We start from the raw sequence: 18,688 nt of genomic DNA, 5'->3' as shown, positions 1-18,688 counted from the left end.
ATGCTTGATGCTCAGTTAGAAATGACCGATAAGATCGGTTATCTCCTTCTAAAAAAAGGAATTATTGATCACAAAATTTTAGAACAATCTCTCAAAATAAAAGATAGCGACCAAACCAAACTTAAAAGAAATCTTGCTCAAATTTTGGTAGACGAATTTGGTTATGATCATGATATGATATTTAGAGAAGTTGCAGTTCTTTATGCTTTCAAAGAATTAAATATTCATCCCGAAGAATTACCTGACGAACGTATTGCCGAAATTAAAAATTTAATGACCCGGCAAGGAAAAGAAGTTCAGAAAATGCTTCTTGAACACCGCGTTATTCCTTTTAAGTACGATGAAAGACAAAAAGACAAATTGATTCTTGCAGCGGTTGATCCAACTGATAGAAATATTGCAAAGGTAGCATATACATTAAACATTAAAAAGTATGAGATAAATTACCTCAGAAAAAAAGATTATGAAAAATTAATTTCTCTTCTTGTTACTTCCGAAAACGAATATTTGAAATTAGTTCAGGAAGCAGGAGAAGAAATTCAAGTAGTTCAGGATGAAGCATCAGTTGACGAAGAAGAACTTGATGCAGAAATTAATAAAAGTGCGTTAATCAATTTAGTTGAAGCTGCACTTATTGAAGGAACTCGAAAAGGTGTAAGTGATATTCATATTATTCCAAAGTCCGGCAACAAAACAGAAATACATTTTCGCTTAGATGGTAAATTAATGCTTTGGCATACTCAGGAAAACACATTACCCGAGGCCGTAATGGCAGTTGTAAAAGATCGATCGAAAGGACTGGACAGATTTGAGAGAGAACGTGCTCAAGATGGTTTTATGCAAAGAGAAATCGATGGACATATTATTCGTTATAGAGTTTCTGTTCTCCCTACTGTTGGCACAGAATTAAAAAATAAATTTGAAAGTATAGTAATAAGAATTCTTGATGATAGAAAAGTAATCCGGGATTTAGGAAAATTAGGTCTTACTGGTTACGCAAACACAGCATTTGTAAAAGCAATAAGTCAACCCCAGGGAATGATTATTTTAACTGGACCAACAGGAAGCGGTAAATCAACAACATTAGTTGCAGCACTTTATCAGGTAATCAATCCCACAAAAAATGTTTTAACAGTAGAAGATCCTGTAGAATATGTTATCGAAGGAGCGCGTCAGCTTAAGATTGGTTACAAAATGAATTTTGAACAGGCAATCAGATCAATCTTACGGCACGATCCGGATATCGTTCTCGTTGGTGAGATGCGTGATAAAGAGACAGCCGAAACAGCTATTAAACTTGCCAACACAGGTCACTTAACATTTTCCACATTACATACAAACGATGCACCCAGTGCCGTTGCGCGTTTATTTAAGATGGGTGTTGAACCATTTCTAATTGCTTATGCTATTAACATTATTGTTGCCCAAAGACTTATCAGAAAATTATGCGAAAGTTGTAAGAAGAAAATTGTGAATCTCGAAGATCATATACTTCCAACTGGACTCGATATAAAAGATTGGATGGGACATGAAATTTATGATGCTGCAGGATGCGAGAAGTGTAATCACAGTGGTTATAAAGGAAGAATGGCAATACATGAAGCTCTTTATTTTACAAAAGAAGTTAGAAGATTAATTGTACGTGCTGGCGAAGAAATTGATGAAGAATCATTACGCGATCAAGCAAGAAGAGACGGGACAAAAAGTTTGCGCGATTCAGGTTTTGAGAAAGTACAACTTGGATTAACTTCTATTCAAGAAGTAATTGGCGCAACAATGGAAGACTAATTCAGCAATCTTTTTTTTATATTGTAATTAAAGTATAATTCACCTTGCTATTTATTCATTTAAGTGGCGGATATTAATGATTTCAGATGCAAAACAGATACTTACGGCTTTTACTGCAAAAATTCCTTCTACTGTTCTTGGCCCCGAGCGTGTTAATTATATAACAGAACACATTCACGAGCTTCAGGTTGAACAGCGGCTTCACATCTTACAATTGATCAATAGTATTTTAGAAATAATGATAGACCGTCAAGCATCTGATGTTGAATTAGGCGGACACGGTGCTCAAAATTATGTTTGGTTCAGAATATTTGGAAAAAAAGAACGTGTTGCAGATATTCCTCAATTTACTGAAGATGAAACATCTACTCTTGTAATGACTTTACTCAGTAAAAACCAAATAGATTTTTTATTACAAGAAAGAAATCTTGATTTCAGTTATTCATTCCATTTCGATAAAGCAAACTTAGACGTTAGATTTAGAGCCGATGCATATTTTGATTTGGATAGTGTTGCTCTAAATATGCGATCAATACAGACGCGAATACGTCCGATTGAATCTTTAGACTTTCATCCTGTCGCAATTAAAACAATGAGCCATAGTTATATTAAATTCGGTCTCTCGTTGATTACAGGAATTACAGGATCTGGTAAATCAACCACACTTGATGCAATTATTGATTTTCATAATGATACTAACCCATGCCATATTGTAATTATTGCTTCTCCAATAGAATATGTCCACAAATCACGAAAAGCAATAATCAAACATCGTGAGGTTGGCAGAGATGTAAATTCGTTTAAAGAAGGAGTTATTCAAGCATTACGTCAAGATCCCGATATTATTGTAATTGGAGAAATGAGGGATTCCGATACAATCATGGCGGCTTTAGAAGTAACAGATACCGGGCATAAAGTATTCTCAACATTACATACATCATCTGCTGTAGAATCTATAGATCGTATAATTGCAGAGGTTAATCCCACAGAGCAAGAAAGAGTAAGAAACCGTCTGGCAGACGTTTTAATTTCTGTCGCATCTCAGAAACTTGTACCAAGTTTAGACGGCAAAAGAGTGCTGGCTAAAGAGGTTTTAATTGTTACTCCTTCGGTTAGAGCGGCAATAAAGAACAATAATACCAGTGAAATTTACATGATGATCAATCAAGGAGGCCCTCAGGGCATGGTTACGATGGAACAGGATTTGTTACGTTTATGTGCCGAAAAGAAAATCTCTAAAGAAAGTGCTATTGCTTATGCTAACAATAAAACTAGAATTCTTCAATTATTAAAGGGATAGATGAAACAGATTGTCTGTCTATATTGTGAAGGCACCGATGCTAAACTTGCTGTTTTATCAAGAGATAAAGACGGTATTAATATTCATAGTGTTGGTTCTCTTACTATGTCCCGCACGCTTCAGTCGTCTTTAAAACAAGATGTAATGGCTGAACTTGATGGACAGGATCTAATCTCTGCAGATCAAGTCTCTTTTGATAATCTTGATACTGAAGGAGTACTTTCATCTTCATCTATACCGATTGATCAATCTGATGTAGGTCAACTCAACTCTCTTCTATCTGAACTTAAACTTAGTAATATGCTTTTCATTCCAATTGTAACAGAACCTGTAATAAATTTTCATACTTATGAAGGGCAGAGTGATACTAATAAGAAAAAGTTGATCGAAAATGTTATTAGTGATTTGAAAACCTCTAAAGGAATAGAAGTAACTGAAGATTTGATAGATGTTTTTGAGTTGAATGAAAAATCTATGCTTGGAGTATTTATTGAAGGAGAGATTCCTTGTGTTGGTTTGATAAATCAACTAGCCAATTATAATAAGAAACGATATTTAAAAATACCTACAATTAAAACCGCAGAATTATCATTAGCATATTACGTTTCAAAATCCACAAAATTTTTTCCTGAAGATTACTCTCTAATAGTTTATATAGGAAAAGAATATAGCAAGCTGATCTTTATGGAAGGACAAAAACTTACTCATATCGGATCAACTTTAGATATTGGGACAAAAAATCTTCATACTTATGATGTTTATTTTTCAAAGATACTTCTGGAGATGGAGAATGGCGGTATTCCTAAGTTAGATAATATTATTATATGCGGTGAAGACAGATCTGAAAATTTAATCCTTTCTTTCTATGGAACATTTCCCGAAGCAAATGTCTCCGAGCTTAAATTTGAGAATTTTAATACTTCTTCAATTAGTGAAGAAGACAAAACAAATTTAGCTTTGTATGCAATTCCAATCTCCGTTGCTGTAGAATATTTTGACGAACTTGATAAAACATATGTAGGCGTTAATTTTTTGCCGAAGTACATTCAGGAGAATCAAAAATTCCTGCAATTCGGATGGCATAGTTATGCTGTTATGCCTCTGCTTTTTGGAGCGGCATTTTATTTTACGTTTCAAATACTTTCCAATATTCGTGAAATGAAGGATCTGGATTATGAAATTGCCCGGCTTAATCAGAGACAAATTGAAAATCAAGCTCTTGTTGCTGAAATAGCCCCTATTGATGAAAGAATTAGAAATTTCGATGCTACTCAAAAAATTCTAGATCAAGCCGCAGAAGGTTCCAGTCTTTGGAATAAAACAATTTTTAAAATGTCCGACTTTATTGAAAGAAGAAGAAATTTTTGGGTAACTAAAATTGAAACAGTAACGCCTGACGAAATCAAATTGAATGGTTATTCATTAAATAGAAGTGTACTTACCGAGTTTGCAGATCTGAATAAAGGGTCCTTACTGAAAAGTATTAATTATGAACAACTTCGAGAAAAAAGCGCTTTTGCATACATTCTTAATTTGAAGTTAATGAAGGAGACTCTTACTACAAAATGAGCAGTAAAGTAAAAAATACAATCATAATTTTAATAATTTTTATAGCCATCCTTGTTGGCGGGGGATTCTTCCATTTCTTTTTACAAAAAGGAAAAATTAATGATAAGCAAAAGAAGATCAAAGAATTAAAACTTTACCAACTTGATACCGATGCTCTGAATCAACAATTAGATCTTCTCAAAAAACGAGTTGCTGAACTTGATTCAATATTAGCAAATAGAAAGTATAACATACCCTATAATCTTACACAGGCATCGTTCTTCAATTTTGTGAATCAAGTGAGTTTTAATTTTTCACCGAACTCATATGTTAACATAGAATATGTTGAGACAGAAACTTCTGCTGATTACAATATTTATCATTACACTTTAAATGGCATTGCTGAATTCAATGATTTTGTTAAACTAATTTATGCATTAGAGGAAAGTAAACAACTTAAAAAAGTTAGTGACATTGATTTAACAAATAATGTTAAAGTAGAGCAAGACGGTACGCCGCATTATCTAGTAAGTTACAAGTTTAAGGCAAAAGTATATTATTCGAATGATAATCGTTTTTTTGTAAAGAATTTTAAAGAAAATCAGATAATTCCAAATCCGGTTTATGATTTCTTCTTTCCTCTTATTAGAAACGAGATCCCGCCGAATAAGGATAAATTATTGGATGCTCAATCAGCTCATTTGCTAGCGCTAATTCCGGACGGGGCTTTCCTTTCTGATGCAAGCGGCAACACATATTTATTATGGGAAGGTGATCAGGTATATCTCGGTTATCTTACAAATATTAATTATCAGAACAGCGAAGTAAATTTTGTACTTAATAAAGGCGGAGTAATCGAGAATTACAATTTGAAACTTGAAAAAGAAAAAAAGCAGAGTAAATAAAATGAAAAAGCTAATCGTAATTTTAATTCTATTCGGATTTATGTTAACTACTCATGGTCAAATTGATTTGAAGGATAAATTAAAAGGGTATGTTAATCCGGCTGAGCTTGTTACGTTATCAGAAAGCATCAGTTTTGACCAGGCTATACAAGTAATAAGCAAAGTTAGTGAGAAAATCTCCGGTAAGAAGGTTGTATCGCCGATAACTATCACAACTCCGATCGGAATTGAAATTGATAAGATGCAGTACAAAAAAGCGTTGGTCATAATTGTTCAATACAATAATCTGATTTTTGAAGAAACAGAATCAACAATTATCGTTAGGAGAAAAACAGATACAAAAATTGGTTCCGATACAAGTTCTGTTTCCATTGATGAAAGAGAAGTAAAAATATCGGCAGTAATGTTTGAAGCAAATGTTCAAGAGATGAAAGAAAAAGGTGTTAATTGGGAATTCATGTTGTCTCAAACGGGATTAACAGTCGGCGGAAAATTGGTTTCTCTTCAAGGCCAGGCTTCTTCATCTACAACAACTCAACAGCAACAAGTTCCTACAGACTTTAATTTAAGCAGCAAGTCAACTTTTTCTATGGGTCCGTTTGATGGAACCGCTACTTCGTTATTGAAATTTTTTGAGGAAGAAAATCTTGGTAGAATAATTTCCCGTCCGGTTATTACGGCAATAAACAAAAAATCTGGAAAAACACAAGTAGGTTCGGATTTCTCTATTAAAGAAAGGGATTTCTCTGGGAACTTGGTTGATAAGTTCTTTCAAGCCGGAACGATCATTGATGTTACTCCAACAATTTTAAATCAAGACGGAATAGACTATGTTTATCTAAAAGTTAGGATGGAAAGAAGTTCTGTAATAATCGGTTCGCTATCAACTGAAAAACCGAAAACTGAAGTAACAACAAATCTTCTTTTACTTGACGGAGAAGAAACTGCGATTGGCGGATTGATTGTAAACGAAGAAACAACTGTGCGAAGAGGAATTCCGTTGTTGAGAGATCTTCCGTGGTGGTTTTTAGGTCTAAGATATATTTTTGGATACGATCAGACTACAGTTTCTCAAAAAGAAATAATTCTTTTGATAAAAGCTGACATTCTTCCAACTTTAAGGGAAAGATTTTTAAGACCGAAGGCACAAAACACATTACAAAACACATTAGAGCAGCAGAAGAACGATATCGAGAAATATAAAGAGCAATCCAAGAAAAAAGAAGACGATAAAAAATAGTATTAGAACAAATTATTTTAATGCGGTTAGTTATCTTACCGTCAAGCAATTAACAATAGCTTTTCATTCCGTTTTAATACTCATTAAACCGGAAGGTAAAATCACGTAATGAAGCTTAACTATAGATTTATATTGATTGCTTTTCTTATCGTTCTTGTCATGTCCATTGCTTCAACTTTTGTTTTCTATTCATTAACGGGAAAAGTTTTAACTCAGCAACAGTCAAAAATTGTTTTAAATTCTACTAATGATTTTGCATTTGCATTCCAAAACGAACAAGTAAAATTGGAAGAGGATTTTCGTCTAATCTCTTCTTTCGTTAATTCTTTTAATAGAATAAATCTAGATTCAACTTCAATAGATTTTTGTTTTACACTTGTAAATGATTCTCTTATTAACAATCGGGAATTCAAAGTAAAATCCGGCTCATATCTCAATATTAGATCTTCATCATTTAGACAATTTTTTTCCGATAATCCAAATGTAATTCTTAAATATGCACAATTTCCCCACGGCAAAACTGTTTATTACGGAAATCAAATTTCGTCCAAGTATTTAAATCGAATCTCCCAAAAAATACGCGCTGAAGTTGCTTTGGTAATTAATAATTCTCCGGATGAGATCTCCAATCCGGAAAAAAACCAAGTTCATCTTTTAAGTATAATAAATGCAGTACGGAATTTAAAATACCGTAATAGTTTTGATTTATTTACTGCCGAGTTGGACAATGCAGATTTTACCGCTGCACTATTTATTCCAAAATCTATTCTAACTCCAGGTGCAAAAATTAATTTTATTGTTTTTAATGTTTATAAAGAAGGTGTTGAATTCCGGGATACATTAAGATTAGTAATGTTGCTTGTTGTAATTGCAGGAAGTGTTATAACCTTTATTGTAGTTTGGGTTTTTACTGCTAAGCTTAGAGAACAGGTCTCTCTATTAAGTCAGGCAGCAGAAATCACAGGGAAGGGAAATCTTGATCACCGCGTCCCGATTCTTACAAAAGATGAAGTCGGTAAGTTCGGTGAAACATTCAACCATATGCTTGATGAATTAGTCCGGAATAAAAGAGCTGAAAAAGAATATTCTGAGTTCTTAACTCTCATTAACCAAAACCCAACCTTAATTGAAATATCCGATGCCTCACTTTCTAAAATAATTAAGTCAACCGGATTAACATTTGGTGTACTATATCTTGTTGAGCAAAAATCTTTAAGATTAATATCGTCATTTGGAATCAGTAAAAAATTTATTGAATTAAAACAAGACGTGAGTCTATATAGTAATGCGATTGAGAAGAAAGAAAAAGTTGAATTCCGGTTCAGCGATAACTTCCCCGAAATAAAAACTGGTATAGCTTCTATAAAGATTAAGTATTTAATGATATACCCGATTATTTATAACAAAGAGACAATTGGAGTACTTGAATTAGCTGCAGAGTCCGACCCTCATACAGATGTTCGTAATTATATTGATAATATTCATGAACAGCTTGCAGTTGGAATTATCAATGCAAAATCTTTTGAACAGCTTGAAAATTTTATTGGTGAATTGAAGAAACTCAATGAAGAATATCAAAAGCAGAATAAACAGATCATTAAGCAAAACGATGAATTGAAAGAACTACACGAGCAATTAAAAGACAAAGCTGATGAAATTGAACGACAGAGAATCAAAGCAGTTGAATTAACAAAAGTGAAATCCGAATTTTTAGCTAGTATGTCTCATGAACTCCGAACACCTTTAATTTCTATTCTTGGATTGACAGAATTATTGATTAAAGATAGTTCGGTTGTTATAAAAGCTAAGGACCGCTTGAATATAGTTCATCGAAACGGGAAAAAATTGCTTTCTTTAATTACCAATATTTTGGAATTCTCAAAATTTGAGTCCGGCAAAATTGAAGTTAAGAAAGAGAGCTTTTTGTTGAATGATATACTTGAAGAAATTTATCCGAACATTCAACAAATCACATCAGAGAAAAATATTGAGTTTAATTTTGATGTTAAGAGAAATTCTAATGTTCTTCTTAATACTGATAGGAGTAAGCTGGAACAGATTCTAATTAACTTATTGGTAAATGCAGTTAAGTTTACCGATAAAGGATCTGTCCGACTTGGTATTAAACTAATCAATGGAACTGATATCGAGTTCAGTGTAACTGATACAGGCATAGGCATCTCTGATGAAAACAAGAAAATTATTTTTAGCGAGTTTAGACAGGTAGACAGCAGCACATCCAGAAAATATGGTGGTGCAGGTTTAGGTCTTGCTATCTGTAAAAAATATGTTGAACTGCTTGGAGGAACACTTTCTCTTCAAAGCGAATCCGGAAATGGTTCACGATTTTATTTTATGTTACCTGATACCGTACTCGATGTTGTTGAAGTTCAAGAGCATCAATTTTTAACTTTAACTGATCCAGAAAAAGAAAGACAACTGACAAAATCCATACTCATAATTAACGATAATATTGATACGCAAAAGTTAATTGGTGATTATTTGGCTTCATATGATTACAATGTTATTATAACTTCAAACACTGATGACGGGTTACGTTTGGCGAAAGAAAAGTTACCATATGCAGTTATATTTAACCCATTTATAAATGAAGGTAATCTATGGACTTTTATTCCTGCTATGAAAAGCAACGCATCAACACGGCACATACCGATTGTTCTTACAATAATTGTAGAAGAAGAAAAAGTCGGATGGGAACCGGAGATCTTTGATTTTATTATTGAAAAAATTAATTACAATGAGTTTAAGGAATTGATATCGAAGGTTGAATCGCATTTTGAAAAAAATATTCGAAAGATTATTTTTATAGATACCCATCAAAATGAATTTGAAACACTCAAAAAATCTTTTGGAGATGCTTTTGATATTGCTATTATTTCTACTTCAGCAAATGTTGGTGAGCGAATTCAAAATGAGAAACCGAATTTGATTATAATAGATATTGCTACCTTTATGGAACAATCATTACAAATGATTTATGAAATATCTCAAGACAGACAGTTAAAAAATGTTCCGGTTATATTAAAGGTACCAAAAGTCTTCACTCACGATCAAATAAATAAATTGAATAATAAGTTTAAGGAAATAGCATTAATAGTTAAATCACACCCGTTGGATGTGTTGAAAGTATTACGCGACAGATTAAAGATTGATGACGATACTACAAATAGAAAAAATAATCTTATTGAAGAAACGTATCCAAATGAACAAACAAATTATTATCTGAAGAATGAAAACAGCAAAGATTCGAAACCAACAGTTTTAATTGTTGATGATGATAACGATGCACTTTTTACTATTGGTGAGTTCGTTAAGGAAATGAATTGTAATACCATATTTGCACATAATGGGATGGAATGTTTATTAACATTGAATCATATTGAACCGGATTTAATATTTTTAGATATAATGATGCCGCAGATGGATGGATTTGAAACAATAAAACAAATACGTAATGAAAAAAGATTTGAAAATATTCCTGTAATTGCACTAACAGCTTATGCAATGCTGGATAATAAAGAGGTTATTGAAAAAAATGGTTTTAATGATCTAGTAACAAAACCGATAAACTCACAAGTACTTGCCTCGAAATTAAAAAAATATTTAAAAGCCAAAGTTAGTTAACCACCAATGAAAAAAATTCTGATCATTGATGATAGTCCGGATAGCGTCTTTTTACTTCAAGACAGACTGGAGCGTGAAGGTTTTGAAATTGCAAAAGCTTATAATGGTGAAATGGGGATTCAAAAAGCTGTTGATGAAAAACCGGATCTTATACTTTTAGATATTATGATGCCTGATATTTCCGGTTATGACGTCTGTAAAACTTTGTCTTCTAAAGATGAAACAAAACTTATTCCGATAATTTTATTAACCGCTTTGACAGAAGCAGACAATTTAAAAAAAGGATTGCAGTCGGGTGCTTTCGATTATATCAAGAAACCTTTTAACCGCATTGAATTAATTGCACGAATAAATTCAGCGCTTAGATTCAGTGAGACAAATAAATTTCTTATTGAAATAGAAAAGATTAAAACATTTGCTGCAACTGTTGTAACTGCAAATCACGAGATAAAACAACCCTTAACATTGATCAATCTTTCAACTGCAGCTATTCGTAGAGAATTTTCTAAAACAAATTATTCTTCAGAAAACATCTTAAAGAGAATTGAGTTTATTGAAAATGCCGCAAGAGATATTATTGCGGTTCTTAATAAGCTTGGTTCTATTAAAAAACCGGTAATCACGCCTTACGTTAACGATCTTAATATAATTGATTTGAAGTCAGATGAGAAAAAAGACCTACCCAATTAATTCTTTTACTAAAGAATGCAATTCCTCAAAGTTGTACGGCTTGTTGATGATTTTACTTATAAAATTATTGGGAAGAGTTTCATCAAATTCAGAAGGTGAGCCTGAAGCAAGGACGATTGGTAAAACGTAACCTGCTTTATTAATTTCATGCAAACATGTTAGTCCATCCATCTCAGGCATTTTTTTATCAATGATCAGTAGATCTGGCGTTCTCACTTTAAGTATATCCAGAACTTCAATTCCGTTTGTTGCAGTAAGTATTGAGTAATCATAAGATTGTAAAAGTTCTGTAAGAAGTTCGCGAAGTATATCTTCATCTTCTGCAATCAAAATTGTTTTTCCGCTTTGTGCAGGTTTATCATGCAGTATCGGTGCAGAATTTAATGTGATAGTAAATTCAGAACCTTTGCTTACTTCACTTGAAACGGAAATAGTTCCATTATAATCTTCAATAATCTCTTTAACGATAGATAATCCAACGCCGGAAATTTTATTTTTATTTTTAGTTGAATAGTCTTCATTGAATACTTGAGAAAGAAACTGCTCTTCGATACCGCTTCCGTTATCGTTTATGATAATTTGAATTTTATCTTCATTTTCTAAATTGCATGTTTTAATTCTTATTAATCCATTCCCATCAATTGCTTCAATTGAATTAATTACGAGATTTAAGATTACCCGATAAAAATCAGAATACTTGCCGTTTACTTGTTTAAGGTTTTTTTCAAGTGAAAGGTGAAAACCAATTTTGTCTTTTTGTTGTAAAGTATATGAACGGACTATATCTGCGATAATCGAATTTAAATTAATTTTTCGCTGGATAATTTTATTTGAAGTATTGCCAAATGTATCATCAATCATCTCTGATGCAAGATAAGTGCCGCTTTCAATGTTATTCAGGATAGGAAGGATAGAATCAATGTTAGCAACTTTTCTTTTAAGAAGGTCTATACTGTTAAGTATGCGTGTGAAAATATTATTAAGATCATGTGCAAGATGTTTTACAGAGGAATCCTTTTTCATTCTATTTAAGATTGAACTTTAGAATTTTTGAATAGAGTGTCTTTTGGCTAATATCTAAAGCGCGGGCTGTATTTTCGCGGTTCCAATTATGATGTTCTAAAGCCCGCTTAATATGAATTTTTTCCAATTCATCCATAGTTAGAAGAGTGCCGTCATCTTTTACAAAGTTGGCAAAATCAAAATCTTCTTTAGGCACGTTCAAATCTTTAGATTGAATTGTATCGCTTTCGGAAAATATTATTGCCCGCTCAATTATATGTTCCAGCTCTCTAACATTACCGGGGAAGTTATAACGCTGCAAATCATTTTTAGCATCGGTAGAAAGTTTTTTGATCGAACGAACCGGTGATTTCTTCTGAAGAAAATATTCTGAAAGCAGAAGCACGTCTCCTTCACGTTCACGCAACGGAGGAATTGTTAATGTGATAACATTTAGTCTAAATAACAGATCGCGGCGAAAATTTTTCTTTTCCGCTTCTTCCATTAAATTTTTATTTGTTGCACCAATAACACGGACAGAAGAATTCAAATTTACTACTCCTCCTACCCTTCTGAATTCTCCATTCTCAAGAAATCGTAAAAGTTTAGGCTGTAAGGCTAAACTTAATTCACCAATCTCATCAAGAAAAAGTGTGCCTCCGTGTGCGATTTCGACCAATCCTTGTTTAGAAGATTTTGCATCAGTGAAAGCCCCCTTTTCATAACCGAAAAGTTCGCTCTCTATTAGCTGATCCGGAAGAGATGCACAATTGATAGCAACAAATGGTTTATCGGCATGATTGGAATGTTTATGAATAAATTCTGCGAATAATTCTTTGCCGGTTCCGGTTTCGCCTTCAAGCAAAATATTGGAATCAGATTTTGCCGCACGTTCTGCCAAACGATTAATTTTTTTTATTACATCACTCTCCCCGATAATTGTATTGGAAGGGAGTTGACTAATTTTTGATGTAAGTATTTTATTTTTAATCAGCAGGTCTTTATGATCAAGTGCGCGTTCAATAATTACACAAAGTTGACCGAACTCGTATGGTTTAGTAATGAAATCATACGCACCTTGCTTAATGCAGTCAATAGCTGTTCGCATATCTGACTTTGCGGTTAAAACAATTACTTGTAACGAAGGATGATTTTCTTTGGCATAACCTAAAACTTTTTCTCCATGAACTTCGCGCATTTCAAGATCGAGTAATAGAATATCATAAAAACGTTTCTTCAAATTTTCAATGGCATCTTTTCCATCATAAACAACATCTACCGAGTACCCTTCGTTTACCAATTCTTCTTTTAAAAGGTAACAAAGGGTTTCATCGTCATCGGCAATTAAAATTCTTGAGTCTTTCATATGTGGTAATTTTTACTTGTGTTTCAATATATAAAAAAAGAGTGAGAAAAATAATTTATTAGTGTGCGAATAAGTCGCTTTGGAATTTAAAGGGGAGAGGTTTATATTTACGCCCGCAATTTTAATGGTGAGGGCGCGTAGCTCAGTGGTAGAGCAACACCCTTTTAAGGTGAAGGTCGGTGGTTCGAGCCCACCCGTGCTCACAAAGCCTAATACAACGTGTATTAGGCTTTTTTATGTCCCTGACACATGGATTTTTAGATCTCGGTTCTTACGAAATGTTTTTGGAAAACCAGCTTGAGAATTATTCCGGTGTGGCAAATTACATTAAAGTTGCAGTAGGATAATAATCCAGTAGAGACGGGACAACTTGTCCCGACTTGTCGGGATATCCCGTCTCTACATTACTTTCCACACATACAATATTTTTTGATATTTTGGGTTAGTGAATTCAATAATACAAATATTTTTAGGAAGTCTTCTGCTTAGCTTGGTTCACGCTACAATACCAAGTCACTGGCTTCCTTTAATTGCAATTGGCAAAGCTGAGAAGTGGACCGACAAAGAAACGTTAACTGTAACTGCAATCACCGGGGTTTCACATACAATTAGCACTGTTATTATTGGAATTATTGTTGGCTTGGTCGGTTATAAACTATCCGAGTCTTATCATTACATTACTCATTATGTTGCACCGGTAATTTTAATAATTCTTGGCATTATCTATTTCTACTTGGAATACCAGCACAGTTTAATCAAAACAGCTCATCACCATCATCATATTCACATTGATGAAATAATCGAAAAACGAAAGAGTAAAAGATCAATTGTACTAACGCTAAGTGTAGCAATGTTCTTCTCCCCATGTTTGGAAATTGAAGTATACTATTTCACCGCCAGCCGTTTAGGATGGTTGGGAATTGGAATTGTCTCTGTAGTTTATTTTTTCGTTACAGTTCTTGGAATGATGTTTCTTGTGCACTTTGCTTCGAAGGGTGTTCGCAAACTTAATTGGCATTTTTTAGAGCATCATGATAAACTAATTAGTGGAATAGTTTTGATCATTGTTGGTGTGCTCGCATTTTTTGTGGAGTATTGATGACCACCCCCTTTTATTCCCCCTCCTTATAACAAGGAGGGGGATATGAGAAAGGTTTTTACAATCCTATTTCTTTTAATATATTCTCTGCACCACCGATCTTATCCATAACCCACAAAACATAACGTATATCAACACCTATTGAACGGCTGTAAGATTCATTCCAGGCAAAATCATTTATTGTTGCTTCATACGCACGGTCAAAATTAACTCCGATCAAATTTCCGTAAGCATCTAAAACCGGACTGCCGGAATTTCCTCCAGTTGTATCCATATCGTAAAGCATAGCAACCGGAAGTTTGCCGGTTTTCTTGCTTACATATTTTCCAAAATCTTTTTTATCATAAACTGTTCGCAACTTATCCGGAATAACAAAATCATCACCGCCAGTAGCACCTTTTTCAATTACTCCTTCAATTGAAGTGAACGGTTCCATATAAACTGCATCTACCGGATTATAACCTTTAATATATCCGTATGTAAGCCGCAGTGTGCTGTTCGCATCCGGAATGAAATTGGTTTTCTTCCACAGCATTTTTACATCAACAAGATCACCATAAAGTTTATTAAGCTTGCCTTCATTCTTTTGGTTTTCCTTGTCACTTACCTGGTTCTGCATTCTAAGTTTTCTGGTAAAAATGAAGAGAGGATCTTGTAATGCTGCAATCTCTTCGGGCTTCTTTGTTATAAGTGAATTGAAATATTCTTTGTCGCGGATTTTTGAGCTGATAATATTACTACTGACAAAAAACTGAAAAGCTTCTTCGGGATTAACTCCGTTTCCTTCTAGTATCTCATCAACTGCCAAAATTCGAGAGGACTCTTTGAATTCATTTGCATCCATGAACATTTTCATAAGCATCGTTTTTTCAAAATCTGCATTGTAATTCTGCTTTGAATTTTCCATTGCTGCAAGAGTTTGTTTGATATTTTTCTCCTGGTAAGCCAGTCTTCTTTCATTATCAGGCTTTTGGGCGTCTTCCGTATAATTTAAAACAAACGTAGCAAGTTGAAGTGCTGGAGAAAAGTTATTGATTTGTCTTAACCACAAATCTGATATAGCATTTTGATTTACCTTTTCAAAAACATTTTTTATCTCTTCCAATAGATTACCGTATTTTGTTTTCAAAGCAGGATCGGAATTAATAAATAGCTGCAGCTGCTTTTCTTCTTCTTGTTTTTGTGCAACAAGATTAATCTTCTTCAAACCTTTAATCTTACCTTGATAATTTTTCATTGTGTTAGCAAGACCTTTTATGCGGTTCGCAAAAGCAAGTGTAAGTTCTTTATTTCCTGCACTAAGTTCTTGCATTGTTTCTATTGCATACTGGTAAAGATCGGAAGTGTACGGAAGTAAATAATCTTGCTGATATTTCAAATACTGTGCAGGACGATGGCGGAATGTTCTGCCCGGGTAGCCAAGTTGAAAAACAAAATCTCCTTCTTCAACTCCATTAGGATTTATCTTTAAGAATTTTTTTGGTTTGAAGGGAACATTATCTTTTGAATAAGTAGCCGCTTTACCGTCAGGTGCAACGTAAGCACGCATCAACGAAAAATCTCCTGTGTGTCTTGGCCAAACCCAATTATCGGTTTCACCGCCAAAATTACCGATCGATTGAGGAGGAGCGTATGCAAGACGGACATCGCGAATCACTCTATACTTGAACAAAACGTATGTCTTGCCGGCAAACATTTCGGAAACTTCTGCAACGATAGATTCTTTCTCATTTGCGGCAGCGTCTGAAAGTTCTTTTATCTTTTGCGCAATTACTTTTGTGCGTTCTACGGGATCAGTTACATTTTGAATTACACCGAGAATTATATCAGAAACATCCTGATAAGATTCAGTAATTCTGCAAATACCTCCTTGTGATGGGATTTCTTCTGCAAGTGTCTTTGCAAGAAAACCATTTTCAAGATAATTATTCTCTACGGTACTGGCTCTTGTAATTGCACCAAAAGCACAATGATGATTGGTTATAATCAAGCCATTATCGGAGATGAACGATCCAGTACATCCGCCAAGACTTACAAGTGCATCAACAAGACTAACTCCATTAGGATTATAAACTTCTTTAGAATCAATTTTTAATCCGGCTTTTTGAAGATCAATTTTATTTATCTCACTTAAAGGATACATTCCTTCTTCAGGTGAAACCGGAATCATTCCAAGTATGAACGACAATAAAACTAACGAGATTAATAATTTGACCGGTTTAGGTAACGTAAAATGATTTGTCATATTAACTCCACTATAAGGTTAATTCAAAAATAATATTAAGCGGAAGAATAAAGAAACAAGAATAAAAAACCGTTAAACTATCAAACAGTTTCTTCGATTAATAATCCAATTATTATTACATTTGAACGGAGACAATTAATAATTGGGAGGCCACAAATTGGAATCACATAATCTTTCATCTGTTCTTAATACTGTTGAATCATACTCTTCACAATTTGAATATAAAAATAAAGAGACCGTAATAATTTTAGCAGCCGGACACGGGAAACGAATAAAATCGCAAACCTCAAAAATGCTTCATAAAATATGGAAAGTACCAACTGTAGAACGTGTTTATAATGCATGTAATAAAGGATTGATCGATTCAAACATTATTATTGTTGTCGGTATTAAAGCTGAAGATGTAATTAAAACGATCGGGAAGAAAAGTACAGTATCATTTGCGTACCAAGAAGTTCAGAATGGAACTGGTCACGCAGTACAAATTGCTCTTGATAATATTAAGGACAAAAATTATAAAGGAACGGTTTATATTTTTCCTGGCGATATGGGTCTAATTGATTCAAAAACGGTAAAATTTTTCAAAGAAGAGTTTGAAAAATCTAATGCTGATATGATGGTATTAACCGGGATTTTTGAAGGTGCGGTTGAAGATAATTATTACGGCAGAATTTTACACGTTAAGGATAAAGATGCAAAGAGTATAAAATTGAAAAATAAGAATAAGGTAATCAAAATACTCGAATACAAAGACATTCTTAGTCTTGATAAGAAAAAACCATATACAACAATCTATAGTAAAAAAAATTATAAGTTTACTCAGAAAGAGCTTCTAGAAAATCGGGAATTTAATTCCGGTGTTTATGCATTTAAGTTCAAGCCACTGAACGATCTAATTAGCAAAATTCAGAGCAACAATGTTCAAAATGAAATCTACCTAACGGATTTGATCGGGCTATTTAATAACAACGGATATTCGGTAGAAGCGATTAGCCTGCCTACCGGTAGGCAAGGTCCGCAAGAACAATATGTATTAATGGGCTTCAATAATAAATCCGTACTTAAAGAAATGGATGCCATAGCGCGTAAATTGACTTACGAAAAGCTGAAAGATATCATCACGATTGAAGACCAGGATGATTTTTTTATTGAAGAAAATGTTGTTGATGAAATTTTAAAGATGGATAAAGATGGAATTCCGTTGGATATACAAATCGGCAAAGGCGTTTACATTGGCAGAGATGTAAAATTAAACTATGCATTAAAGCTCTCAAAAAATGTTTTCTTAGAAGGAAAAATAAAACTTGGGAAAAATATTGTAGTTAAGGATAATGTCCAGATTTCTTGTTTCTATGGACAAACCATAAGCATAGATGATAACGTTGAAATTTATTCAGGCAATATTATAAAAGGGAATGTTCACATTGGGAAAAACTCAAAAATAAAATCCGGCGTTCGAATTTCGGGTAGTGATAATTTCCCGACGCACATTGGTTCAAATGTTACGGTAAAAGGTCTCTCATATATTTTCGGTTCATATGTTAGCGACAATATCATGATAGAACATTCTGTTATATCTAAAAAGAAACTAATTAAACCGGAAGGAATAAAAGCTGATATCTATCATGTAAAATATATTTTACCGGAAGCTGAAGGATTAGATGCAATACAAGATTTATAAAAATGAAAAAGGCAACTCGAAAATGAATTGCCTTGAATAATTTGTTAGACAAAGCATAAATAAAAATATTCTAATCCTTTATGCAACGAACACTACACCCGTCCCCATCATTGCCATGGTTGTCTAAGTCGATGTAACTACTACTGTTGCTCAGGCTCATGGTGCTATATGTAGAACTC

Annotated in this window: 12 protein-coding genes and 1 tRNA gene; 10 read left to right on the top strand and 3 right to left on the bottom strand. The window is 33.6% G+C overall.

Features of this window, described 5'->3' with window-relative positions; translation table 11 throughout:
• The 7 genes from NTZ27_08315 to NTZ27_08285 all read left to right on the top strand — a co-directional run bounded on the left by NTZ27_08315 (position 1) and on the right by NTZ27_08285 (position 11,116).
• Positions 1 to 1,788, top strand: a complete 1,788-nt coding sequence (locus NTZ27_08315) for a GspE/PulE family protein (GenBank protein MCX6174736.1) — start codon at positions 1 to 3, stop codon at positions 1,786 to 1,788.
• A 76-nt stretch (positions 1,789 to 1,864) separates the two neighbouring features.
• Positions 1,865 to 3,088 (top strand): PilT/PilU family type 4a pilus ATPase, encoded by a 1,224-nt coding sequence (locus NTZ27_08310; protein ID MCX6174735.1) that lies wholly within the window; start codon positions 1,865 to 1,867, stop codon positions 3,086 to 3,088.
• Entirely contained in the window at positions 3,089 to 4,657 is a 1,569-nt protein-coding gene (locus NTZ27_08305) for a hypothetical protein (GenBank protein MCX6174734.1), read from the top strand.
• Positions 4,654 to 5,541 carry a hypothetical protein gene (locus tag NTZ27_08300; protein ID MCX6174733.1) on the top strand — a complete coding sequence of 296 codons (888 nt, stop codon included), beginning with the start codon at positions 4,654 to 4,656 and terminating at the stop codon, positions 5,539 to 5,541. The genes NTZ27_08305 and NTZ27_08300 overlap by 4 nt, the downstream gene beginning before the upstream one ends.
• 1 nt (position 5,542) lies before the next feature.
• The gene (locus tag NTZ27_08295) at positions 5,543 to 6,781 is read left to right on the top strand and encodes a hypothetical protein (GenBank protein ID MCX6174732.1); all 1,239 of its coding nucleotides are present in this window, start codon (positions 5,543 to 5,545) and stop codon (positions 6,779 to 6,781) included.
• A 108-nt stretch (positions 6,782 to 6,889) separates the two neighbouring features.
• On the top strand, positions 6,890 to 10,426 hold the full coding sequence (locus tag NTZ27_08290) for an ATP-binding protein (protein ID MCX6174731.1): 3,537 nt from the start codon (positions 6,890 to 6,892) through the stop codon (positions 10,424 to 10,426).
• Positions 10,427 to 10,432: 6 nt separating this feature from the next.
• Entirely contained in the window at positions 10,433 to 11,116 is a 684-nt protein-coding gene (locus tag NTZ27_08285; GenBank protein ID MCX6174730.1) for a response regulator, read from the top strand.
• Here NTZ27_08285 and NTZ27_08280 read toward each other — a convergent pair.
• The gene (locus tag NTZ27_08280) at positions 11,105 to 12,139 is read right to left on the bottom strand and encodes a response regulator (GenBank protein ID MCX6174729.1); all 1,035 of its coding nucleotides are present in this window, start codon (positions 12,137 to 12,139) and stop codon (positions 11,105 to 11,107) included. The genes NTZ27_08285 and NTZ27_08280 overlap by 12 nt on opposite strands.
• A gap of 1 nt (position 12,140) precedes the next feature.
• The gene (locus tag NTZ27_08275; GenBank protein MCX6174728.1) at positions 12,141 to 13,484 is read right to left on the bottom strand and encodes a sigma-54 dependent transcriptional regulator; all 1,344 of its coding nucleotides are present in this window, start codon (positions 13,482 to 13,484) and stop codon (positions 12,141 to 12,143) included.
• Between the two features lie 131 nt (positions 13,485 to 13,615).
• Between NTZ27_08275 and NTZ27_08270 the strand changes: the two genes are divergently transcribed.
• Positions 13,616 to 13,687, top strand: a tRNA-Lys gene (locus NTZ27_08270).
• Positions 13,688 to 13,929: 242 nt separating this feature from the next.
• Positions 13,930 to 14,583 carry a sulfite exporter TauE/SafE family protein gene (locus NTZ27_08265; GenBank protein MCX6174727.1) on the top strand — a complete coding sequence of 218 codons (654 nt, stop codon included), beginning with the start codon at positions 13,930 to 13,932 and terminating at the stop codon, positions 14,581 to 14,583.
• A 58-nt stretch (positions 14,584 to 14,641) separates the two neighbouring features.
• Here NTZ27_08265 and NTZ27_08260 read toward each other — a convergent pair whose 3' ends face one another.
• The gene (locus NTZ27_08260) at positions 14,642 to 16,828 is read right to left on the bottom strand and encodes a S46 family peptidase (GenBank protein ID MCX6174726.1); all 2,187 of its coding nucleotides are present in this window, start codon (positions 16,826 to 16,828) and stop codon (positions 14,642 to 14,644) included.
• Positions 16,829 to 16,985: 157 nt separating this feature from the next.
• Here NTZ27_08260 and NTZ27_08255 point away from each other — a divergent pair, with 157 nt between their 5' ends.
• Positions 16,986 to 18,509, top strand: coding sequence for an NTP transferase domain-containing protein (locus NTZ27_08255; GenBank protein MCX6174725.1), 1,524 nt, complete (start codon positions 16,986 to 16,988; stop codon positions 18,507 to 18,509).
• Positions 18,510 to 18,688 lie beyond the last annotated feature (179 nt).

It is taken from the genome of Ignavibacteriales bacterium (assembly GCA_026390775.1).
Taxonomy (GTDB): Bacteria; Bacteroidota; Ignavibacteria; order Ignavibacteriales; family Melioribacteraceae; genus Fen-1258.
The sequence above is the reverse complement of the archived record's forward strand: the minus strand, read 5'-3'. Positions and strand labels throughout refer to the sequence as shown.

Excerpts from the sequence above, each read along its gene's own strand:
- NTZ27_08315 (MCX6174736.1), top strand. The coding sequence starts at position 1 with ATGCTTGATGCTCAGTTAGAAATGACCGATAAGATCGGTTATCTCCTT.
- NTZ27_08310 (MCX6174735.1), top strand. The coding sequence starts at position 1,865 with ATGATTTCAGATGCAAAACAGATACTTACGGCTTTTACTGCAAAAATT.
- NTZ27_08305 (MCX6174734.1), top strand. The coding sequence starts at position 3,089 with ATGAAACAGATTGTCTGTCTATATTGTGAAGGCACCGATGCTAAACTT.
- NTZ27_08300 (MCX6174733.1), top strand. The coding sequence starts at position 4,654 with ATGAGCAGTAAAGTAAAAAATACAATCATAATTTTAATAATTTTTATA.
- NTZ27_08295 (MCX6174732.1), top strand. The coding sequence starts at position 5,543 with ATGAAAAAGCTAATCGTAATTTTAATTCTATTCGGATTTATGTTAACT.
- NTZ27_08290 (MCX6174731.1), top strand. The coding sequence starts at position 6,890 with ATGAAGCTTAACTATAGATTTATATTGATTGCTTTTCTTATCGTTCTT.
- NTZ27_08285 (MCX6174730.1), top strand. The coding sequence starts at position 10,433 with ATGAAAAAAATTCTGATCATTGATGATAGTCCGGATAGCGTCTTTTTA.
- NTZ27_08280 (MCX6174729.1), bottom strand. The coding sequence starts at position 12,139 with ATGAAAAAGGATTCCTCTGTAAAACATCTTGCACATGATCTTAATAAT.
- NTZ27_08275 (MCX6174728.1), bottom strand. The coding sequence starts at position 13,484 with ATGAAAGACTCAAGAATTTTAATTGCCGATGACGATGAAACCCTTTGT.
- NTZ27_08260 (MCX6174726.1), bottom strand. The coding sequence starts at position 16,828 with ATGACAAATCATTTTACGTTACCTAAACCGGTCAAATTATTAATCTCG.